This is a genomic window from Plantactinospora soyae (assembly GCF_014874095.1).
GTDB lineage: Bacteria > Actinomycetota > Actinomycetes > Mycobacteriales > Micromonosporaceae > Plantactinospora > Plantactinospora soyae.
In genome coordinates this window covers 7,882,760-7,904,677 of the sequence record NZ_JADBEB010000001.1, presented here as the reverse complement: position 1 = coordinate 7,904,677, position 21,918 = coordinate 7,882,760, and the positions used below count along the sequence as shown (strand labels likewise).

The window sequence follows — 21,918 nt, the reverse complement described above, 5'->3', positions numbered from 1 at the left end:
AGCTCGACGACGGGACCTGGCTGATCCACCGCGACGGAGAACGCGGCCCTCGCATCCGACCTGTCCCGCCTACCGGGCCGGGGCATCGTGTCGTCCCCGCCAGGCGTCGGTGAGGGTGATGCCGAGCAGGACGCCGACGCTGACGATCACGACGAAGATCGGTGCCAGCGGTTTCAGCGCGGGCGCGATGCCGATCAGCAGTACCAACCAGCCCAACCGCGATCGCGAGAGCCGGCCGAGAAGCTCGTATTCGAAGATCACCCGTCCGAGCACGAACAGGACCGGGCCACCGACGACCAGGGCGACCCAACTCGCCCGGGTGGTACCGAAGGGGTGCGCGATGACGAGGTCCACCCCGGCTGTCGTGGCGATCACCCCGGCCACCAGCAAGGCGTTGATGTAGGACGCGAGACGTACCGCACGGCGCGGGTACGCGTTTACCGCCCGGTCGACGAAGAGGTCGGTCCGGAAGACGTAGATCTGCCACAGCAGCAATGCCGTGGTGATCGCGGCAAGGAAGACGACGACCCGGGCCGTGCTGAACTCCGCGGTACCCAGTTTCAGCGTGGACGCCAGCACCAGGTCGCCGATGACCAGGATGGTGATCTGCTGGTACCGCTCGCCGAAATGCGAGCTCAGCCGGTCGTACTGGTCGAGCGGCACCCGACCCAGTCTGGGCGTCGGGTAGCGCAGTGCGGCGGAGACGTAGTCGATCACGAGCGCTCCGGCCCACAGCGGGCCGCGCCACGCCGGATCGACGAGCCCGCCGGTGAGCCACAGGGCTGCCGAGACGACGAACCAGAACAGGAATCGTTCGGCCCGGATCTGCGCGAGGTGCCCGCGCAGCGCGGTGACCAGCACGATTCCCCTGACCACGTGGATGCCGACGTACGCACCGGCGAAGAGGAGGCCGTGTGTGCCGAATGCGCTGGGTATGGCGGCCGTCATCAGGCCCACGCCGAACATGGTGCTGGCGATCACGCCTCGGATCATCCGGCGACGAGGATCGAAGAAGTCGGTGGCGAGGGAGGTGACCGCCCAGGTCCACCAGGCGGCCAGCAGCAGGATCACGTTCTGGCCCAGCCCGCGCCAGCTGAGGTCGCCGGCCAGATGCATCGACAACTGCGCGAACGTGGCGACGTAGAACAGGTCGAAGAGCAGTTCCAGTAGCGTCGACCGGTTCGATGAGCCGGGGTCACGCAGCAACCCGGTCGGGCTCGTGCTCGTCATCGATCAGCCGTTCCTGCCCTCGCCACGACCACTCGCGGCCGGGCCGTTCCCCGCGCCCGCGGTGACGTTCCCCAGGTTAGGCTCGCCCACCCGACCGTACGTCCGAAACGTCGGAATCCCTCGCCGGGTGCCGCTGCTCCGGGTGCCCTCGGGCGAGGGTGCCCGTCGAAGGTCCGCCGGCTCCCGGTCGACCTGCTCCGTCCGCCCAATACATCGATGGCTGTCGTAATCCGGTCGGAGGTGGCAGGATGGGATTAGTTCGTTTGAATATCCAACTAACTCTTTCCAGAGTCCGTCGCGGGCGTCCGCGACCCGACACGACCAGGAGGCTCTCATGAGATCCACCCGCTCGCGTGGGAACCTGCGACGAGGGCTGCGTGCCGGCCTCGCGGCGGCCGGAACGCTGCTGCTGGGCGTCGGCATGACGGCGGTGCTGAGCGGGCCGGCCAGCGCCGCCACCGGTTGCCGGGTGAACTACACCGCGAACCAGTGGCCGGGCGGCTTCAGCGCCAACGTCGCGGTGACCAACCTCGGTGACCCCCTCAACGGGTGGACGCTGGCGTGGAGCTTCTCGAACGGGCAGACCGTCACCCAGGGTTGGGGCGGCGAGTTCAGCCAGAGCGGCAGCCGGGTGACGGTGACCAACACGTCGTGGAACGGCGGGCTGGGCACCAACGCCACCGTCACCCCGGGCTTCAACGGCAACTGGAACGGCACCAACACCGCGCCGACCTCGTTCACCCTCAACGGGGTGGCCTGCACCGGCTCCCCTTCCACGGGACAGCCGCCGACCAGCGGCAATCCCAGCCCCTCACAGCCCACCCCCTCACAGCCCAGCGGCGCCGCGTGGACGTCGTCCGACCAGTGGGGGACGTGGACCAACGGCGGCTACACGCTCTACAACAACATCTGGGGCAGCGGCGCCGGCAGCCAGAGCATCTGGGCGAACTCGTACAGCAACTGGGGGCTCACGGCCAACCACCCGAACACCGGCGGCGTGAAGTCCTACCCCAACGCCACCCGGAACGTGAACCGTAACCTCAGTGCGATCGGCAGCCTGACCAGCAGTTTCAACGTCACGGTGCCGAACGGCGGGGCGTACGCGAGCACGTACGACATCTGGGCCAACAACCACGCGTACGAGATCATGCTGTGGATGAACAAGACCGGTCCGGTTGGCCCACTGGGGTCGCTCCAGACCACCGCGTCGGTCGGCGGGCACACCTGGCAGATCTATCGCGGCTCCAACGGTGCCAACGAGGTCTTCTCGTTCATCCGGACCAGCAACACCAGTTCGGGAACGGTCGACATCCGCGCCGTGCTCAACTGGATCCGCACCGCCGGCTGGTACGGCGACGTCCTGGTCGGTGATGTCCAGTTCGGATACGAGATCACCTCGTCCTCGGGTGGGCTCAACTTCACCACGAACAGCTTCTCGGTGTCGTACAGCTGATCCTTCCGGTCTGCCGGCGAGCGCGGCGGGTGGGTGCCACGGCCCCATCCGCCGCCCGGCCGGCGATGTCGGTCGGCCCACGTACCATCCGCAGCCGTGAACGCCGTTGCGACGTACCGGTATCTCGGCTCCTCCGTGCTCCGCCCCGACGGCCTGGCCCTACAGACCAGCGGCGGACCGGCGGCGAACCCACGGTTCTTCTCCGGGTTTCTCACCACGCCCCGGGCGGCGGCCGCCGGCCTGCTCGCCGTCGCCGAGGTCGCTCGCACCCGGTACCACCGGCCGGTCGCCCCGGCCAGCCTGGACCCGGTGGTGACCGGCAGCCGCGACCGGCTGCGCTTCGAGTCCTTCTCCGGCTGCTGCGGCGTGTACGCCCGGCTCGACGCGCTGCCGGGCGGCATCGACGGCGACGTCCTGGGGGCACGGCACCACCAACGTCGACGTCAACCCACCGTTGCGGGAGGCGCTCGCCAGGGTCGGCGGGATCGACCCGCTGCACCTGTCGGTCGGGCCCGACGACCTCACCGTCTCCACCATGGATGGTGCGGTGGTGGAGAAGAAGGTCCCGCTGCCGACCCGCTGGCTGCGAGGCTTCGCCGAGGTCCACGTGCTCGCGGCGGCCTTCGCACTCCGGGCCGAGATACCCGCCGTGGAAGCCGGCGCGTTCCTACGCCGGCTGCCTGGCGCCAGCGACCGGTCGGTGCTCTGGGCGGTGCCGGCGGGCCGGTCGCTGCGGCTGACCGCCCGACCGGTACCGGGCGCCGTCTGCCTGACCGGTGCCGACCGGCTGTCCGCGCTGCGCGGGATGCTTCGCCATGCGAAGACCCTTCGGGTGTACGGGCCGACCGTCGTGGCCGGCTCCCCGCCGTTGCCGAGCACCTGGGAGCTGGACACCGGGGAGCTGCGGTTGTCGCTCACGCTCTCCCCGGAGCCGTACCGGGGCTTCTCGGGCGAGGGGGCCAGCCTGACCGCGCTCGCCGGGGACGACGTGACCGACGACGCCGACCTGATCGGCGTCCTGCTGTCCTGGGATCCGACCATCGACTCCGACGCGCTCGGCGCGGCGGCCGGGATCGGCGCGGACCGGGTCCGCGCCGCGCTCGCGCAGCTCGGTACGGCCGGCCGGCTCGGCTTCGACGTCGCCCAGGGGGCGTACTTCCACCGGGTGCTGCCGTACGACGCCGGCCGCGCCGAGCGGGACAACCCACGGCTGGTCGGCGCGCGGGCGCTGGTCGACGCGGACGCGGTGGAGCGGGACGGCACGGCGGCGACGGTACGCAGCGACGACCAGGCCTACCGGGTACGCCGCCATCCCGACGGCCGGTACAGCTGCTCCTGCCACTGGTGGGCGAAGTACCAGGGGCAGCGTGGGCCGTGCAAGCACGCACTCGCGGTGTCGATGGTGGACGGATCCGTGGAGGCTCGGGCGTGACCACTCTGTTCGAGCTGATCACGGAGGGCTCGGTCGTCGAGACCGGGGCGCGGCTGGCCGGTCTGGACGAGCAGCGCCGCCGGCAGCTCGGCACCGAGCTGACGGCGTACGTCCGACGGCGGCGGGACAACTGGTGGGGTGGTGCCGAGGGGGCGGCCCTGGCGGTGGCAGCCGTCGGCTGCCTGCCCAGCGCGGCGAAGGTCGCCGACCTGCTCGGTCGCCGGTCGGTCTGGCTGGACGAGAAGGCCGGGCCACCGGTCGTCGAGGCGGCCCGGGACCGGGGCGTCGACTGGCTGCCCGACCTCGCCCACCGGCTGGCGGACCGGCTCGTCCGGACCGACCTGTCGGGCAGTTGGTCGTTCGTCGCCCACCTGACCGTCGCGGCGGGGGCACCGCCGCCGACCGGAGACCTGTTCGTCGAGGGCTGGCTCGAATCGCTGGTCTGGCCGGCGGAGCGGCTGCGACCGTACCCACTGATCGAGCGGCTGCGCGCCGATGCGTTCCTCGACGCGTTGCTGCCACGGCTCTTCGAGGTCGACGGGATCGGCACCCGGATGACGTTCCACGACCTCAGGACCCGGGAGCCACTCGCGTTGCCACAGGCGCTGGCGAGGCTCGCCGCCGAGGAGCGGCTGGACCGGAGGCTACTGCTGGATGGCTGTCTCGATCGGCTGCTGCGCGGCGACCGTCCGGCGGCGCTGCGACCGTTCGTGGTCCTGCACGACCTGATCGAGCCGACCCCGACCGAGCGTACCGACCGGTGCACCGACTATCTGCGGCTGCTCGCCGACGCGCCCGGCCCGGTGGCGTCGATGGCGCAGAAGGCGCTGCGCGGGTTGACCGACGTCGAGTTCGACGCCGTACTCGACGCCTCCCGGGCCGTGCTGGTCCGGCCGGAGAAGGCACTGGTACGCGGCCAGCTCGGCTGGCTCGACCAGCTTGCCCGGCAACGGCGGGACCGGGTGCCCGAGGTGGCCGCCGTCCTCGCGGAGATGGTCGAGCACCCGGCCGTGGAACTGCGGGACCGCGCCGTCGCACTGGCCGCGAAGCACGGTGTCGTACCGGCCTCCGTCGCCGTGGTGGTGCACGCGGGCGACGACCTGCCGGCGCCACCGCCGCCGGCTGCCGCACCACCGCCGATCACCGACCCGGACGAGCTGGCCGAGGAGGTCGCCGCCCTGCTCGGCACCCGGTTCACCGCGCTGCCGCTGGAGCGGATTCTCGACGGGGTGGTCCGGCTCGCCGGCACCGACCAATCCCGACTGGCCAGGGCGTTGACGCCGGTGCTGGATCGGAACCGGCAGCAGCCCGAGGAGCATCGCTGGGATCCGTCCTGCCTGCACGGTCAGCTGAGCAAACTGTTGCGGGCCAGTGTTGCGCCCGCCGAGACCAGCGCCCTGCGGAGTTGGTGGAACGGCCTGCTCGCCGCAGCCCGGCAGTCCCAGGTGACCGATCCCCGGGTGGCCCCCGCCCAACGCCTGCTGCGGGTCCGGTTCGCGGAGATCGGTACGCAGGTCGGCCAGACCCGATATCCGAGCCTGCTCGCGGCCCCTACCCAGGCGTCCGGTGCCCTCGACCCGGCCGTGCTCCACGACCGGCTGGCGGTGCTGGGCGATCGGCTGCCGTGGCGCTGGGACCTGACCCAGGCGCTGCTGCGGCTGCCGCCCGGCGTAGACGAGGTGTCGGCGGATCGTGCCGCCGCACTGGGTACGCCGGGGGGTCGCCGGCTCGCCGCCTGGCTGCGCTCCGGCGGCCTGCCACGGCCCCGAGCCCAGACCGTCACGGTGCGGTTCCGGCGGACGACCTCGTACCGCACCGGGCATCTGGGGCCGGCCACCGAACGGGTACAGGTCGAACTCAGTCCACCGGAGGCGGCACCGGCCCGCGCCGAGCGGTTCGACGACCCGCTCGGACTGCTCGACGGTCGGGTGGTGCGGCTCGAAAACCACTGCGCCAACTGGTCACCGCTCTGGCCGGCGGTGTTGCCCGGCTACCGGGAACTGGTCGCGGCGTACGCGCTCACCGACGTCAGCAGCGCTGCCGACCTGGACGTCCAGGGTGGCGCGAGCGTCCTGCCGCTGCTCGCCGAGTGCACCGGAGCGGGTGGCGTGGCCCTGGACCTCGCACTGGCGTACGGCCTCGGTGCCCGGCACCGGTCCGACCGGGTCGCCGCCGTCGACGCCCTGCTGCTGCTCGCCGCCGCCGGTGACCTCGACGCCGCCACCGTCGGCCGGCAGGTCGGCGAACTCGGCGCCGGGGGCGTGCTCACGTTGACCCGGTGCGTCGAGCCGCTGCGGGACCTGGCGATGGCGGGCGCCCGGCTCAGCGCCTGGCGACTGCTCGCCGCCGCCCTGCCGGCGTTGCTGGCCGCGCCGAAGCCGCCACGCGGCACCCCGGACCTGCTCACCCTGGCGGCGGAGACGGCCACCGCGACCGGGGTACGGATCGAGGTACCCGGGCTGGCCGAGGTGATCGCACGGCGGGGATCCAGCCGGCTGGTGACCGAGGCCCGGCGGCTCGCCGCCGCACTCGATCGGTGACCGCCCGGTCGGTGTCGTACCGGGCCGGTAGCGTCGGGCGGACCGGTGGGTGCGGCCGGGACGACGAGGTAGGGGACGACGAGGTAGGGGACGACGAGGTAGGGGACGACGAGGTAGGGGACGACGAGGTAGGGAGGGCACGGATGGGCGACGAGCCGACCGTCGTGGTGCGGCCGGAGCAGCCGTACGTTGCAATAGCTGGCCGGGTCACGATGCAGACCTTCGGCGTCGTCGCCGACCGGATTCCAGAGCTCTTCGGCTGGCTCGCCGCCCGGCAGATCGCGCCGGTCGGAGCGCCGTTCCTGAGATACAACGTGATCGACATGGAGCGGGAATTCGAGATCGAGGCCGGGGTGCCGGTCGCCGAGGTCGTGAAGGTCGCCGACGACGAGCCGGGGGACCTGTTCGCCGCCGTCCTGCCGGCCGGTCGTTACGCGGCGGTCCGGCACGTCGGTCATCCCGACGAGCTGGTCGAGGTCAACCGGCGACTGCTGGACTGGGCGGAGCATCGTGGCCTGCGGTGGGATGTCTCCGACACCGAGCGCGGGCAGCGGTGGGGCTGCCGGACCGAGACCTACGAGACCGACCCGAGGGTAGAGGCCGACCCGCACAACTGGACGATAGCGCTCGCGTTCCGGCTGGCCGACTGAGCCGTCGCGACCCGTACCGGACCGGCCCTCCGCGACGGCCCGGGGATCGCCTGGAGTACGCCGACCGGTGCTGTGACCGGCCGGTCGGGCGACGGACCACCCGTTCGACGTCAATCGGCTACCGTCCATGTCCGCGTCGCATCGTGCGGCCCCGAGCGGAGGGGCGCCGGCCGGACCGGGGGAGTGGGATTGAACAGACGAGCGGGCCTGAGCGTGCTGATGACCGTACTGGTGGCGGTGGTGGCGTGTGACCAGCCTCGCGGACCCGGGTCGTCGAGCCGTCCGTCGGACACGGAATCGAGCCCGTCCGCCCCGGCCGTTCCGGTACGGGACACGGTGGAGCGGGTGGTGGCGTCGATCCGGGTCGGTCCCGGGCTGCGTCCCTACCTGACCGTGTTCCACGACGCCGAACACGGCTACGCCGTGTTGTCGGACTGCCCCTACCGGGCGGCCACGCCCGGACTCCGGCTGCCCGAGCGGCGGTGCCGGGGCGCCCTGCTGGCGACCGCCGACGGCGGCCGTACCTGGTCCCCACGCGTCCTGCCGCTCGCCGAGAGTGGTGACTGGATCCTGACGACGGGCGGCCCGCGCGAGGTCGTGCTCTTCGCCGGCAGGCGCTTCTACCAGTCCGTGGACGCGGGGATGTCGTTCGTCGAGTCGCGGGAGCGGGACGGACCGATCGTGCTGGACGGCAGGGGTGAGCTCGGGCAGGTGGTCCCGACCAACGCCCGGGTCGTCTGCGCACTGCCACGGGTCGAGAGCTGCGCCGGCTATCAGGTACTGACCCTGGACCGGGCGACCGGCGCCGTCGTGCGCCGGAGTGCGCCGGTCGAGCTGGACGGTGAAGCCGGGATCAGGCCGCAGGCGGCAGCCCTGGCCGGGCGGTTGGTCCTGACGATGTGGGAGCCCGGGCGCCGTCAACCGGACCGTCCCCCGCCGAGGTTGCAGTCCGTGGTAACCACGGACGAGGGCCGGACCTGGACCTGGATGGACCCGCTCGAGGTCGGCGGCCGGGCGACGCTGCACGGCAGCCTCGACGGCGCCGACGCCTGGGTGGTTCCGGTCCTCCGGCCGGCGGTGTTCCCGGAACTGCGGAGGCTGGTCGGTGATCGTTGGCTGGTCGTGCCGGCCACGGGCCACCCGACGGCGCCGGGCCGGTACTGGGCCGCGGCCGTGGGCGGTGGCAGGCTCGCTGTCGCCGGTCCGGGCGGATTCGGGTACGCCTCCGCCGAGGGCGGATGGTCGACGGACCCACGCCCACCGGCCGGACTGGACCAGGTCGACCTGCTCGCCGACGGTGCCCTCGCCCTGACCGCCCGGTCCGAACCGCATCGCCTGCTGCTGGGGGTGGGCTCGGCGGACCGGCGCAACTGGACCGAGGTCGTGATCTCGCCGAGCTGAGCCGGGCGGCTCCGGAGGGGGGTGCGTGGTGCCGGAGCCCCGCAGGCTTCCGGCACCACGTCCTCACTGGTCAGTCCCGAGGGCTGCCCCTGGGTACGGTGTTCCACTCGGGGTTGCCGAGCGTGGTCACCCAGTCCCGCACCTTCGGTACGTCGTTCGGCGCGAAGGCGAGGCTGAGCATGAGCAGCAGCCGTGCCTTCTGCGGCAGCAGGTCGTCCCCGGCGATGATCGGTGAGGTGCTGCTGCCGCCGTAGACCGAGCCGGAGCCGGTCCGCGTCGTACTGACGAAGACGACGCCCTTCGCGGCGGCGGCGGTCCGGGCGGCGCTCTGCGCCGAGGAGAGGCCACCGGATCCGGTGCCCGCCGTGACGATCCCCTTCACCCCGGCGTCGGCGAACGCCGTGATCGCCTCACCGCCGGCCTGCTGGTAGCCGTAGACGACCTCGGTCCGGGGCACCGCGGTCGGCGCGATCCTCGACAGGTTGAACGGAGTCGTCCAGCGCTGTTTCGCGTCGCAGTCGTCGACCCGGGCGGGTGCCCGACCGACCTTGATGTTGGGCCCGTCGATCCACCCCAGTACGCCCAGCTCGCGGGTCTGGAAGGTGTCCATCCGGTAGGAACTGGTCTTGGTCACGTCCCGGGCGGCGTGGAACTCGTCGCCGAGCAGCAGCACGGTGCCGTAGCAGTAGGTGGACTGGCTGGCCGCCAGCACGATCGAGTTGTAGAGGTTGGCCGGGCCGTCGGCGCCGATCACCTGCGGACCGTCCGGGGTCACCGCCGCCCAGGGCCGCATCGCACCGGTCATCACCACCGGCTTGCGGTTCTGCACGGTCAGGTCGAGCCAGTACGCGAACTCCTCCATCGTGTCGGTGCCGCTGGTCACCACGACCCCGTCGGAGGTCTTCAGCGCCGTCTCGACCGCCAGGGTGAGGGCGTGGAACTCGGCGATGGTGTAGCTGCCGGAGCCCTTGTTGCCGAACTGCACGGTGGTGACGTCGGCGACCTGGCCGATCTCCGGTTGCAGTCGGGCGACCATGTCCCCGATCGCGACCCGGCCGGACTGGTAGTCGGTGAAGCTGCTCCGGGAGGTGGCGACGCCGGAGATCGTTCCACCCGTGCCGATCACCGTGACCTTGGGCTTCCTGGCCTTGGCCGCGGCCACCGCCTGGCCGTACGCGACGCTGCGGATCTCGGTCGGTCCGGTGACCGCCGACACCGCCCCGCTGATCGGCGGCAGGGCGAGCGCCGCCGGCTCGGGGGAGCGCTGGACGAGGGTGACGACGGTGGCGGTGAGCGCAGCGGTGAGCACCGGAACGAGTACGGCGGTCAGCCGTCGCGGTGTGGGTCTGAGGCGGGCTTTCAGGCTGGACATGACGACCTCCAGGCGGGGGGTTGGGGGTACCGGGCATCGTCCGGGTCTGGATTTTCCTCGGTGTTACATGATCATTTCCCATGATCGCATCTCGGAACGTGTTCGAATCACTACCGGTTAGCCGTTCCGGTCGGCGGCGTTCTGCCCGCTTCGTACCGCCATTGGGCGTACTCGACTGTGACCAGCGGCACATCTGGGCCGGGATACTGAACCTCGGCCCGTCGACGGGCTACCCAGGACGGGATGGACGACGTCGACCGGTCTTTGCTGCACCGGGTGGCCGATGGTGACCAGCGAGCCCTCGAGGCGCTGTACGCCAGACACGGCCAGCCGCTGCTGGCGTACGCCCAAGGGCTGCTCGCCGACCGGGGGCGGGCGGAGGAGGCGTTGCAGGACACCTTCCTGGCCCTCTGGCGGGGCGCCGACTCCTTCGAGGCCCGGTCCACGGTGCGTACCTGGCTGTTCGGCATCTGCCGCCGGCAGGCGCTGGGCCGGCTTCCGGGAAAGCGGCCGGCACCACTGCCGATGGAGGCCGCCGCCGAGGTCCCGGCCGGTGAACCGGGGCCGGAAGCGGTGGCGCTGGCCCGGGCCGACGCCCGAGCGGTCGCGACCGCCCTGGCCGGGCTGGCTCCCGCCCAGCGGGAGGTGCTCGATCTGGCCTTCGGCGCCGGACTGGCGCACGCGGAGATCGCCGAGGTTCTAGGCATCCCGGTCGGAACCGTGAAGAGCCGGCTGTTCCACGCCCGCGCCGTCCTCGCCCGGGCACTGCCGGTCGACGCTGCCATGGCCAGGATTTCCGGAAGGGAGACGGGGCGATGACGCATCCGGAGGAACTGCTGGCGGCCTTCGTCGCCGGGACGTTGCCGGACGAACGGGCCGGACAGGTCGCCCGGCACCTCGCGGAATGCCGCGGCTGTGCCGAGGAGGCGGCGGCGTGGCGACGGGTGGCGGGAGCGGTCGGTGAACACGTGGCGGCGGTCGCCGTACCCCCGGCCGGGCTGCTCGACGCGGTGCTGTCCCGGCTGCCGGAACGGCGACGGACGCGGCGGCAGGGCATCGGGGACGAGGGCGCGCGGACGGTCGTACCCCGGTATTCGGGTGTGCTCGGCGCCGCCGCCCCGGCCCGGGCGGTGCGGATCCTGACCCACCAGCGGCGACTGATCGACCGCCGCATCTGGCCGGTCGCCGGGGTGGTGCTCGGAGTCGGCACGGGCTTCGCGGCATGGGTGCCGCCGGGGTCGTCCGGCTCGGTCCTGGCCATCGTGATGCCGCTGGTCGCGGCGTTGGGGCTGGCCGCCGCCTGCGGCAGCGGTGCCGATCCGGCGGGCGAACTGATCGCGGCCAGTCCCACCGGGGTACGAGCGGTGCTGCTGGCCCGGCTCACCGTGGTGCTGGGCACGATCTTCGCGACGGCCTCGGTCGCCTCCCTCGGCCTCGCCTGGTTCGACACCGGTGGGCCGCTCGGACTTTTCGCGGCCTGGCTCGGGCCGATGGCGCTGCTCTCGGCGGTCAGCTTCGCACTGTCGGTGCTGTGGCGACCGGCGATCGGCATCGGGGTTGTGACGACACTCTGGGCACTGCGGATGCTGGCCGGTTCCGGCTCCGGCGCCGTCGACGGGGCGATGGACCAGTTGGTCGAGTTCCTCTGGCAGACCAGCGGACCGATACTCCTGGTCGCGGCGTTGCTGATCGCCGGCACGGTCGCGGTGGTGCCGTACCTGCCCACCGCCCCGGCCCGGGCGTACGGACGATGAGACGGCGGGGACGGCGGCCCGGGATCTGTGGCCCGGATCACTCGTCGAACCGGTGAACCTCGGACGCGTTCCGTCCCACCCAGATACGTGAAAGCTCAACTCCTGCAACCGATGCCGACGCATCGCCTTCCGCTCTGGCGGTACGAGTCGCGCCGGGCCGGCTGGGCGGCCGGCGTGGCACCCCCGGCGGCGCTGCTCGTCACCACCGCGATGGCGCTGCTCGCCGGCTCCGGCGGAGCGGGGCGTGACCAGGTCGCTCAGCTCCTGCTCACCGGTCTGGAGGCGATTCTGCCGCTGACGGTCGGGATGGCGGCGGTGACCATCGTGGCCCGGGACGGCTGCCGCGAGCTGCAACTCTCGCTGCCCGCCCGGTACGCCGGCACGCTCGGCCGCCGGCTCGGGGTGCTGGCGCTGGCCGGTGCGGTGTGCGCGGTGACCTTCTCGGCCGGGCTCTGGCTCTCCGGCTGGTGGACCGGGCCGAGCATCCTGGCCTCGCCGCTGGTCTGGGCCCCGCCGATGCTCTGGCTGACCGGCCTGACGGTGCTGGTCGGAATGCTCGGGCGCAGTGTCGTCCTGGCCACCAGCATGGTCTGCGCGCTGTGGCTGGGCGAGCAGTTGTTCGCGCAGTCGTTCGTCGGCCTGGAGTGGACCCGGCCGTTCTTCCTGTTCACCACCAGCCGGGTGGGAGTCGGGGAGGACTGGCTGACGAACCGGCTCGCGCTGATCGGCTCCGGCCTGCTGTTCGTCGCGGTCGTCGTACTGCTGCTGCGCCGGCCCCATTCGTTGTTGACCGAGGAAGAGGAGTGAACGGCGTGTCGGAACTGCTCGCGGTCTGCCGGTACGAGTTCCGGATGCAGGCCCGTAAGCGCTCGCTGTGGCTGGCGATGCTGCTCCTGGCCGGAGTGATCGCCTTGACCCAGGGAGACCGGGGTCCCCGCTACACAGAGGCCGATGCCCCCGCGTCCGAGGTGATGGCGGGTTGGGCGCTGCTGTTCGGGATCGTCGTCCCGATCGGGTTCGGCATGGTGCTGGCGGACCGGCTGCTCCGGGACCGCCGGCTGAACACCGCCGGGCTGCTGGAGAGCCTGCCCCTCGGGCCGAGGGTGCTGCTGACCGGCAAGTATCTCGGCGGGCTGGCCGCCACCGCGCTGCCCGCGCTGCTGGTGATGCTCGTCGCCGGTGGGTACGAGAGCGTGCACCGGAGCGACCCGCTGATGCTCGGCTGGGCGGTGCTGGCGTTCGGCCTGATCATGTTGCCCGGCCTGGCCTTCGTGGCCGGTTTCGCCATGGTGGCCCCGCTGGTGGTCACCGCGCCGCTGTTCCGGGTGCTGTTCGTCGGCTACTGGTTCTGGGGCAACATGCTCCACCCGGACTTCCTACCGTCGCTGAGCGGAACGCTGCTGACGCCGATCGGGGACTACCCGGTGACCTGGCTGACGGGCGAGACGGCGCTGTTCGCGGGCGTACCCGGATGGCTGTCCTTCCTGCGCCCGGAGCCCAGCGGCACCAGCGTGCTGCTCAGCGTCGTACTCCTCGTCCTGGTCGGTCTGCTGCCGCTGCTCGTGGCCGGCACCGTCCTGTCCCGTCAACGCCGTACGGCCTGATTTCTTCTCCGAAGGGTTCTGCTTCGACATGGACATCCAGACCACCGGCCTGAGCCGGCGCTTCGGCAAGGTCACCGCGCTGCACTCGGTCGACCTGTCCGTTCCCGGCGGCATGTACGGCCTGCTCGGCGCGAACGGCGCCGGCAAGACCACACTGATGCGGATCCTGGCCGGCGTGCTGCCGCCGGGCGGGGGACAGGTCCGGGTCGGCGGCCACGACCTGACCACCGGCGCCGGCCGGACCGCCGTCCAGCGCCGGCTCGGCTACCTTCCGCAGGACCTCGGTCTCTATCCCGACCTGACCCCGCGCGAGTTCCTGGACTACGTCGGCCTGCTCAAGGGGCTGGACGACACCCGGGCCCGGCGCCAGCAGGTGGACGAACTGCTGGAACTGGTCGCCCTCTCCGAGGTGGCGGGGCGCCGGATGAAGGGCTTCTCCGGCGGTATGCGGCGCCGGGTCGGCATTGCCCAGGCGCTGCTCGGCGATCCCGCCCTGATCGTGGTGGACGAGCCGACGGCGGGACTCGACCCCGAGGAGCGGGTCCGGTTCCGGACCCTGCTGGCCGGACTGGCCGGGCACCGTACCGTGCTGCTGAGCACGCACATCGTCGAGGACGTGGCGCAGACCTGCCAGCACGCCGCCGTGATGGCGGCCGGTCGGGTGGTCTACACGGGTACGGTGCCGGATCTGGTCCGGGTGGGCGAGGGCGCCACCTGGGAGGTGGTCACCAACACCGGCTCGCCGCCGCCGGTCGGGGTGGTCGTCTCGGCGATCAGCCGGACCGACGGTACCCACTACCGGGTGATCAGTCCGAACCGGCCGAGCGTCGACGCGGTGCCGGCCACACCGTCCCTGGAGGACGGATATGTGGCGCTGATGCAGCGTGCGGCCGTACCGGCGGGGTAGCCGGGTCGCCTTCCGTTCCGGTGGCCACGCCCTTTGGGCCACGGATCTGCTGGTACCACGCGTGCTCCGGTCACCACGATTCGATCAGCGGATCATCGTGCTCGCGCCGCCGCCACTGCTCGGTGAGGCGGCCGAGCCGGTCCGGGTCGGCCATGCCGCGTACGACCGCGATCTTGTCGCCGCGGACGTCGAGCACCAGCACGCCCACGACCCGGTCGTCGAGGACGGCGATCACGGCGGGGGAGCCGTTGATCATGTCGGCATGCATCGAAGGGGAGCCGCCGACCAGTTTCCGCTTCGCCGGAGTCGGCTTGAAGGCGGCTCGCATGGCGGCGGCGACCCGCTCGGGAACCGAGTACCGCAACAGCTTCCCGGCGGCCTGCCCGGCGCCGTCGGAGACCCCGGTTGCGTCGCCGGTGAGCAACGCCACCAGCCGTTCGGTGCGGCCGGAGGAGGCGGCGTCGACGAACGCCTCGACGACCCGGCGGGCGGCGGCGCGGTCGATTTCGCTGACGGTGCGCTCGGCGGCGACCCGGCGTCGGGCCCGGTGGGCGTGCTGCTGGCTCGCGGACTCGGTGATGTCGAGGATCTCCGCGATCTCGGCGTGGCTGTACGAGAAGGCCTCGCGCAGGACATAGACGGCCCGCTCGACCGGCGTGAGGCGTTCCATGAGCGTCAGCACCGCCAGGGTCACCGATTCGCGCTGTTCGACGGTGTCGGCCGGGCCCAGCATCGGGTCGCCGTGCAGGAGTGGTTCGGGCAGCCAGTCGCCGACCGCGCGTTCGCGCCGCAGCCGCGCCGAGCGGAGCCGGTCGAGGGACAGATTGGTGACCACCTTGGTCAGCCACGCCTCGGGGACCTCGATGTGCTCCCGGTCGGCGGCGTGCCAGCGCAGGAACGCGTCCTGCACCGCGTCCTCGGCGTCGGCTGCCGAGCCGAGGAGACGGTACGCGAGCGAGGCCAACCGCTTCCGGTTGGCCTCGAAACGCTCCGTTGTGGCAGTGTCCATGCGGGCCACGCTAGTCGGCGACCAACTCAGCAGGGCGACGCGGCGCAACCGCCTTGCGATGCCGGCGGGTCGGCAGCCCGTAGGTCGGGTTGTTCATGTTCCACACGGTGCCCTTGAGCACGGCCGCCTTGACCCGTGCCGCCGGACGGCCACGCAGGGACCAGGACCTCGACCGCGCGTCGCCGTCGACGAACTGCACGATCGCGTCCTTTCCACCGAGGCTGATGCAGTTGCCGAGATATGCGAGCGAGACCTTCGAGATCTTGTGACCGGTGAGGTCTCCGATGATCGCAGCCGTCGCCTGCATCCTGGTGAAGCCCGCCGAGGCGCAGGACATCGGCAGCGGCTGACCGTTCTCGCCGATGGCGTAGGCGCTGTCACCGGCGGCGTAGACCTCCGGGTGCGAGACGGACCGCATCATCCGGTCCACGGTGATCCGGCCGTCGTCCTCGACATCGAGTCCGCTGGCGGCGGCGATCGGGTGGACGGTGAAGCCGGCGGCCCACACGGTCGCGTCGGCGGCGAAGGCGGCACCGTCGGCGGCGATGGCGCCGGTCTCCTCGACCCGTTCGATGGTGGTGTGCTCGTGGACGGCGATGCCGAACCGGTCGAAGGCGCGCAGCAGGTGACGGCGGCCCTTCGGGCCCAGCCAACCGCCCAGCTCGCCGCTGGTGGTGAGCGCGACCCGGAGGCCGGGCCGCGATTCGGCGATCTCGGTGGCGACCTCGATCGCGGTCAGGTTGCCGCCGACGACCAGCACCGTCCCGCCCTCGCCGAGTTCATCCAGCCGCTGGCGCAGGCGCAGCGCCGCCGGCCGTTCGGCGACGTGGAAGGCGTGCTCGGCCACGCCCGGAACGCCGTGGTCGGCGACGGTGCTGCCGAGGGCGTAGAGGAGCGTGTCGTACCCGATCCGGTCGGCACCCCCGCCGTCGGTCACGGTGACGGTCCGCTCTCCGGCGTCGACGGCGGTGACGCGCGCCAGTCGCAGCCGGATGCCGGTGCCCGCGAACATCTCCGCCAGTCCATGGCGGCGTAGGTCCTGGCCGGCGGCGAGCTGATGCATGCGGATCCGCTCGACGAAGTCGGGCGCGGCGCTGACGACGGTGATCTCGAAGTCGTCGGTGTGGAGGTGGCGGGCGAGATATCCGGCCGCGGAGGTCCCGGCGTATCCGGCCCCGAGGACGGTGATGCGGTGCCGCATGTTCCTGCTCCCGTCTGTTCGTGTGCCCTCTGAACGAGACAGCACCCGGATTCCTGACAGGGCGGGACTATGGCGTGGCTCACCATGATTCGGAGTCGGTCGGTACGACTGCCGGAGACAGACCGGCGCCGATTCCCGTGCGATCCTCCACGAATGGCGGATCCCCGTGTCGGTGAGCTTGGCGGCGCCCCGTCCCTGGCCCCGGTCATCCTGTACGCGTCCGCGGCCGGCGGCGTCACGGCCACGGCGGTCTTCGTCACCGGGTTGCACCTGACCGACCGGGACTGGGGTTCGTCGGGTCTTCCGCTGGTCATCTCCTACGCCGTGGCACTCTGCGCCATGCTGGTCATCGCCGTGCTGTCGACGGTGGCGCGATGGCGGTTCGGCCTGGGGCGCGGCGGATCTGCCGGCCATTGGGTGCACGTGTTCGTGCCGATCTTCCTGACGGTCCTCGTCCCGCTCGCAGTGGCCTTCGGCGGGCCGGTACGCGACCGTTGGGAGACCAGCGCGTGGTGGGCGGTCGCGGCACTCTGCGTACACCTCGGCCTGGCTCTGGGGGCCGCCCGCCAGCTGTCCGGTCCGGTCAGGGTGGGCGCGGTGCTCGGCGTGGTCGCGTTGCTGGTGGCGGTTGTCGGCGTCGAGCGGATCAGCCAGTTCCGGTGGCGCGTCAACGACTTCCGTGCGCTCGACGTGCCGCTGGTCGTACCGGAGATCCCCGGATTCGACGTGACGCACGCCTATCCCGGCCGGCCGGGCGTACGGCAGCTCTTCCTCCTGCTCGCCGAGCGCCCGGACCGGCCGTACGAGGGTCGTCACGTCTACGTGACGGTCGGGCGGTCGCAACCCGCCAACCTGCCCTACCCGGGACTCTGCTGGAATCGGGGGGAGGACAGGTTCATGTCCGACGACACGCACGTGACCCTGTGCCTGGCGGAGGACCGGTTCGAGCTGACCATGTCGCCCGGTCCGTCGGACTGGAGCCTGGAACCGTTGCTCCGGCAGATCACGTACCGACCGGTGTCGGCCCGGCAACTCGCCCGGTTACCCGGGACCGACAGCGGAGACACCGGCCCGTGGGCGCCGGACTGACCGGGTCGGAGCTTCCCGATCCCGAGCCGTCGCCCGACCAATAACCGGCTTGCCGACTCTCGTTACACTGCGGGCACGGAGCAAGATCACCCCGGTTCCGTTTCGAAGCCAGTAGAGGAGATGCTGAAATGCCAGCGCTGTTTGTCTGCGCTCTTGTCCTCTTCGCCGTGGCAGTCCTCGCCGCGATATACAGCGTGTTTGCGCCACAAGGCACGAAGGGTCAAGTCCTGGGCGGTTCCGTGGGCGTCCTGCTGCTCGCGATCGCTCTTACCATCGGCGCTGCGGCAAACTCCATTCCGGTACGCAACGTCGGAATCGTCACCTCCTTCAACAAGCCCACCGGCGAGGTCACCGGCAGTGGCCTGAACTGGGTCTCCCCTTGGGAGAAGGTCGGCGAGTGGGACGCGAGCCGACAGAAGTACGACCACATCGGTGGTAACAACGCCGTAGCCGTACGCACCGGAACGCTGGCCAATGCCGGCGTCGAACTGCTCGTCGAATGGCAGGTACGGTCGGAGAACGCCCCTCGGCAGTTCATGGACTACAAGGGAGACTTCGAGGCGTTCCGGGGCCAGCGCGTCGGCGTTCAGCTCGATGGAGCGGTCAACGACGCCTTCGCCAGTTACAACCCGCTGGCCAACATCGACGCGAAGACCGGAAACCTCAACGTCGACCTCAAGCCTTTCGCCGAAAAGGTGCAGACCTCGGCGCAAGGCCGTCTCGGCGACGACATCGAAATCCTCTCCGTCACCATCATCCGGGTCAACCACGACGAGAAGACCGAAGCCAACATCAAGGTGTTCCAGGACAAGTTGGCGCAGGGTCGGAACCTCGACCAGGACCTGATCAACGCGGAGAAGCAGAAGGCGATCACCGAGAAGAACGCCCAGGTCGACAAGATCACCCGTTGTCTCGAAATCGCCGAGAGGACCGGCAGCAGCCCGGGCCTCTGCATCAACCCGGGAATCGTGACGGGCTCCAAGTGAGCCGCCGTTGACGGGTTCGTCGACCCGCAGTCGAGGGTTGCGACGGACGTCGGGTAACCAATAGACCTCTCTCCGGGTCGGATGTCAGCAGTGGGGTGGTCGGCAGTGCCGGCCCGATCCCCCGAGGGCCGGCCGGTCGCCAGTACCAGATGGCGACCGGCCGGCCCTTGCCGTGTCCACCGCGCGATGCCGCTGGACGTCGCCCTTCAGTTGGCGTCCAGTTGGCCCCCAGTTCTGGTCAATAGCTTGTGGAAGCAGGCCAGACGGGGCCAGGGACGGATCCCCGAAAGGCCGGTGGATTTCAAGGGGATGGGCCTGTTGGTGGTGGGTGCCTCGGCGGACCGACCGCCCCTGTTCGGCTGGACAGTCCGGCCGGGCGAGACGAAATGGGGAGGAAACCGATGGAGAAGCGGGTTCGAAGAGGGATTGCCGCAGCCATTGCACTGGTGTCGGCGACGGCGGCAGTCGTGGTCGGGATTGCCGGCAACAGTTCGGCCGCGAGCGCCGGGCTGCGGGCGTACGGGATCACGGCCAGCGGGAGGCAACTGCTCACCTTCACCACCGATGACCCCACGGTGAACGACTGGGTCAGGAACGTGACGGGGCTCAGTGTCGACACGGCCCTGATCGGGATCGACTTCCGACCCCAGGACGGTCTCCTGTACGGCGTCGGCAACTACGGCGGCGTCTACACGATCTCGATGCCGGGCGCGGTCCTCAAGAAGGTCTCGCAACTCAGCGTTCCGCTGCACGGGTCGATGTTCGGGGTGGACTTCAACCCGGCGGCCAACCGGCTTCGGGTGATCAGCGACACCGGCCAGAACCTGCGGCACAACATCAGTGACGGGTCGACCGCCGGCACCACGGTGGTGGACAAGAGCCTGACCACACCGCCGTCCACCGCGGCGGCCACCGGGGTCACCGCCGCCGCGTACACGAACAACGACCTGAACTCCGATACCGCGACCACGCTGTTCGCCCTCAACACGGTCGCGGACCAGGTCGTCGTCCAGTCGCCGGCCAACGACGGACTGCTGGCCCCGACCGGCCGGCTCGGCCCGGACGCCGGCCCCAATGCCGGCTTCGACATCTACAGCGACCTGGCCAACGGCAAGACCGTCTCGCAGACGGGGTACGCCGTGCTCATGCTCACCGACGGCTCGGCCACGTTCTGCACCGTGGACCTGCTCACCGGAGCCGCGACCGTCGTCGGGGAATTTCCCCTGCCCGTCGGCGACGTCGCGGTCGCGCTCGACATGAGTTGACCCTTCGGTCAGCCCACCGGTACGACCCGCCCGCCCCGGTCTCCACCCCGGGGCGGGCCGCACGTCGTACCGCCCGGCGGCCCGTGCCTCCTGCCGTCTCGGTGGAGTCCGGATCAGGGGAGTCCGGCTCGGGAATTAGGCTGTCCGCCGACTGGTCCGTCCACAGGGGAGCACATCGGCGTGAGCAAGGTTCCGGCCACTGCGAGGGCGCGCCTGGCAAGCTGGTGTGAGCGGGTGGTCGGCACCGATCGGTTCAACGGCGCCTCGTTCGTCATGATCATCGTCAACGCGGTCGTGCTGGGCGTCGAGACGTACGACGGCGCGATCGACCGGGCCGGCGGCGCCCTGCTGGCGGTCGAGTACGTCTGCCTCGCCTTCTTCCTGGTCGAACTCGGACTGCGGTTCGGTGCGCACCTCGCCGCGCCAGGCGGCTTCTTCCGCGACGGCTGGAACCTGTTCGACCTGCTGGTCTTCTGTGCACCGCTGCTGCCCGGGGTACGGGAAAACGTCACCCTGCTGCGGCTGGTCCGCCTGGCCCGCGTCGTCCGGGCGGTACGACTCTTCCCCGGCCTGCGGATCGTCATCGGCGGAGTGTTGCGCAGCCTGCCGGGACTGGTCAGCTTCCTGCTGATCGCGACCCTGACCGTCTACCTCTACGCCATGCTGGGCTGGATGGCCTTCGGCGATGCCTATCCGGACACCTACGGCACGGTCGGGCGGGCCATGCTCACCCTCTTCCTGCTGCTCTCGCTGGACGGCATCACCGACGCGTTCGAGGCCGGCCGAGCCGTCTCCGAGTGGGCCATCCTCTACTACGCCTCGTACATCGTCATGGCGTCGTACCTGCTCACGAACCTGCTCGTCGGGATCGTGCTGAAGGCGTTGGAGGACGCACACCAGGCCGAGCGACCGCCCGCACCGGCTCCCGGGCCGGACGGCGCGGGACCGGCGGAGGTCGGCGCGGTTCCGGCCGGGCGGCCGTCGTCCTCGTCGGGCGGCTCGGCCGACATCCGGGCCCGGCTGCGCGAGTTGCGAACCGCGCTCGACGCGCTGGAGACCGAACTGGCCCAGCAGTACCCGGCGAGCGGGGCCGCCTCGGCAGGCCGCTCCACCGGCCGGCGGGCGAAGTCCCGGCGTACCTCCGCGAACTCCCGCGGTTGACTTCCGCGCCGGCGAGACTTCGCAGGCTGGTCCGGTCGGGATCGCCGGCCGTCCGAGGCGTACGGCCCGCGGCTCACTCCCTACCGCGGTAGTGGTACCCGCACACTTCGCGGAACCCGGTCCGCTCGTACAACCGGACCGCCGGGAGGTTGTCGCGTTCCACCTGGAGATACATCTGGTCGGCCCGGTGCCCGCCGGCCCACTCGGCGAGCGCGGCGAGCAGGCTGCGGGCCGCGCCCCTGCCACGTGCCCCGGGCAGGGTGGCCATGCCGAAGAGCCCGACCCGGCCGGTGTCGGCGACCGCACGCACGACCGCGACGATCTTGTCGCCGACCATCGCACCCGCGTACGCGCTCGGCCCGCCAACCCGCGCGAGCATGTCCCACTCGGCGGCGGCACCGCCACCGTGGTGACCGTGCACCGCGTTCCAGACATCGAACCAGCCGCTGGTCGGGCGGTCGTCCAGTCGGATCCGCAGCGGGTTGGCCGGTGCCTCGGTCAGGATCCGGGCGATCGGGGCCGTCCGTAACGACATCGGGCTCTCCGCACGGTAGCCGCGTTGGGCCAGGAGGGTGTCGAGCCCAGGAGGGCAGGCTCCCGCACTGACCTGGAACCGCGCGGTCACGCCACGGTCGGCGTAGAACTTCTCCGCCCCGACCACCCGGCCTGGCAGGTCGTCCGGCCCGGCATCAGCATGTGGCAGGACCGACTGCACCCACCAGGCACAGCCCGGGGCAGAACGCAGCCACCACCCGTCGACCTTCTCCACGTGCGTGGCCGGCAGGGCCCGAGCCGCCCGCTCCTGTAGTCCCCGGAGCATCTCCGCGCCGTGCGTGGCTCCCATTCCCGACACCCCTCCGCACC

At 71.3% G+C, this 21,918-nt stretch carries 19 protein-coding genes; 14 read left to right on the top strand and 5 right to left on the bottom strand.

Translation table 11 applies throughout. The features are described 5' to 3' along the window. Positions 1-69: 69 nt before the first annotated feature. The gene (locus tag H4W31_RS34675; protein ID WP_192770461.1) at positions 70-1,230 is read right to left on the bottom strand and encodes a low temperature requirement protein A; all 1,161 of its coding nucleotides are present in this window, start codon (positions 1,228-1,230) and stop codon (positions 70-72) included. A 334-nt stretch (positions 1,231-1,564) separates the two neighbouring features. On the opposite strand from H4W31_RS34675, the gene H4W31_RS34670 reads away from it, so the two are divergent. The 5 genes from H4W31_RS34670 to H4W31_RS34650 all read left to right on the top strand — a co-directional run bounded on the left by H4W31_RS34670 (position 1,565) and on the right by H4W31_RS34650 (position 8,706). Next, complete coding sequence (locus tag H4W31_RS34670; protein WP_192770460.1) at positions 1,565-2,683, top strand: cellulose binding domain-containing protein; 1,119 nt, start codon at positions 1,565-1,567, stop codon at positions 2,681-2,683. A 454-nt stretch (positions 2,684-3,137) separates the two neighbouring features. After that, a complete protein-coding gene (locus H4W31_RS34665; protein ID WP_225945833.1) occupies positions 3,138-4,115 on the top strand; it encodes an SWIM zinc finger family protein in 978 nt (325 codons plus the stop codon). Continuing rightward, positions 4,112-6,655, top strand: coding sequence for a DUF6493 family protein (locus tag H4W31_RS34660; RefSeq protein ID WP_192770459.1), 2,544 nt, complete (start codon positions 4,112-4,114; stop codon positions 6,653-6,655). The genes H4W31_RS34665 and H4W31_RS34660 overlap by 4 nt, the downstream gene beginning before the upstream one ends. Further along, positions 6,652-7,305, top strand: a complete 654-nt coding sequence (locus H4W31_RS34655; RefSeq protein WP_318783573.1) for a GyrI-like domain-containing protein — start codon at positions 6,652-6,654, stop codon at positions 7,303-7,305. Before H4W31_RS34660 ends, H4W31_RS34655 begins: the two co-directional genes overlap by 4 nt. A 189-nt stretch (positions 7,306-7,494) precedes the next feature. Next, on the top strand, positions 7,495-8,706 hold the full coding sequence (locus H4W31_RS34650; protein WP_192770458.1) for a hypothetical protein: 1,212 nt from the start codon (positions 7,495-7,497) through the stop codon (positions 8,704-8,706). 70 nt (positions 8,707-8,776) lie between these two features. On the opposite strand, the gene H4W31_RS34645 is transcribed toward H4W31_RS34650, so the two are convergent. Then, complete coding sequence (locus tag H4W31_RS34645) at positions 8,777-10,078, bottom strand: asparaginase (RefSeq protein ID WP_192770457.1); 1,302 nt, start codon at positions 10,076-10,078, stop codon at positions 8,777-8,779. Positions 10,079-10,321: 243 nt separating this feature from the next. On the opposite strand from H4W31_RS34645, the gene H4W31_RS34640 reads away from it, so the two are divergent. The 5 genes from H4W31_RS34640 (at position 10,322) to H4W31_RS34620 (ending at position 14,343) form a co-directional block, all read left to right on the top strand. Next, on the top strand, positions 10,322-10,897 hold the full coding sequence (locus H4W31_RS34640; protein ID WP_192770456.1) for an RNA polymerase sigma factor: 576 nt from the start codon (positions 10,322-10,324) through the stop codon (positions 10,895-10,897). After that, positions 10,894-11,832, top strand: a complete 939-nt coding sequence (locus H4W31_RS34635) for an anti-sigma factor family protein (protein WP_192770455.1) — start codon at positions 10,894-10,896, stop codon at positions 11,830-11,832. Before H4W31_RS34640 ends, H4W31_RS34635 begins: the two co-directional genes overlap by 4 nt. A 111-nt stretch (positions 11,833-11,943) precedes the next feature. Continuing rightward, positions 11,944-12,639: a hypothetical protein gene (locus H4W31_RS34630; RefSeq protein ID WP_192770454.1), complete on the top strand. Its 696-nt coding sequence runs from the start codon at positions 11,944-11,946 to the stop codon at positions 12,637-12,639. Continuing rightward, on the top strand, positions 12,636-13,436 hold the full coding sequence (locus H4W31_RS34625) for a hypothetical protein (RefSeq protein ID WP_192770453.1): 801 nt from the start codon (positions 12,636-12,638) through the stop codon (positions 13,434-13,436). The genes H4W31_RS34630 and H4W31_RS34625 overlap by 4 nt, the downstream gene beginning before the upstream one ends. A gap of 28 nt (positions 13,437-13,464) precedes the next feature. Further along, positions 13,465-14,343: an ABC transporter ATP-binding protein gene (locus H4W31_RS34620; RefSeq protein ID WP_192770452.1), complete on the top strand. Its 879-nt coding sequence runs from the start codon at positions 13,465-13,467 to the stop codon at positions 14,341-14,343. A 70-nt stretch (positions 14,344-14,413) separates the two neighbouring features. Here the strand turns inward: H4W31_RS34620 and H4W31_RS34615 are convergent, their stop codons facing one another. Continuing rightward, positions 14,414-15,352, bottom strand: a complete 939-nt coding sequence (locus tag H4W31_RS34615) for a sigma-70 family RNA polymerase sigma factor (protein WP_192770451.1) — start codon at positions 15,350-15,352, stop codon at positions 14,414-14,416. A 10-nt stretch (positions 15,353-15,362) separates the two neighbouring features. Next, a complete protein-coding gene (locus H4W31_RS34610) occupies positions 15,363-16,553 on the bottom strand; it encodes an NAD(P)/FAD-dependent oxidoreductase (RefSeq protein WP_192770450.1) in 1,191 nt (396 codons plus the stop codon). Positions 16,554-16,706: 153 nt separating this feature from the next. Between H4W31_RS34610 and H4W31_RS34605 the strand changes: the two genes are divergently transcribed. The 4 genes from H4W31_RS34605 to H4W31_RS34590 all read left to right on the top strand — a co-directional run bounded on the left by H4W31_RS34605 (position 16,707) and on the right by H4W31_RS34590 (position 21,054). Continuing rightward, a complete protein-coding gene (locus tag H4W31_RS34605) occupies positions 16,707-17,642 on the top strand; it encodes a hypothetical protein (RefSeq protein WP_192770449.1) in 936 nt (311 codons plus the stop codon). A gap of 128 nt (positions 17,643-17,770) precedes the next feature. After that, a complete protein-coding gene (locus tag H4W31_RS34600; RefSeq protein WP_192770448.1) occupies positions 17,771-18,628 on the top strand; it encodes an SPFH domain-containing protein in 858 nt (285 codons plus the stop codon). Positions 18,629-19,095: 467 nt separating this feature from the next. Next, positions 19,096-19,893, top strand: coding sequence for a DUF4394 domain-containing protein (locus tag H4W31_RS34595; RefSeq protein WP_318783572.1), 798 nt, complete (start codon positions 19,096-19,098; stop codon positions 19,891-19,893). 180 nt (positions 19,894-20,073) lie between these two features. Further along, on the top strand, positions 20,074-21,054 hold the full coding sequence (locus tag H4W31_RS34590) for an ion transporter (RefSeq protein ID WP_318783571.1): 981 nt from the start codon (positions 20,074-20,076) through the stop codon (positions 21,052-21,054). Positions 21,055-21,127: 73 nt separating this feature from the next. Here the strand turns inward: H4W31_RS34590 and H4W31_RS34585 are convergent, their stop codons facing one another. Next, complete coding sequence (locus H4W31_RS34585; RefSeq protein WP_192770446.1) at positions 21,128-21,898, bottom strand: GNAT family N-acetyltransferase; 771 nt, start codon at positions 21,896-21,898, stop codon at positions 21,128-21,130. Positions 21,899-21,918 lie beyond the last annotated feature (20 nt).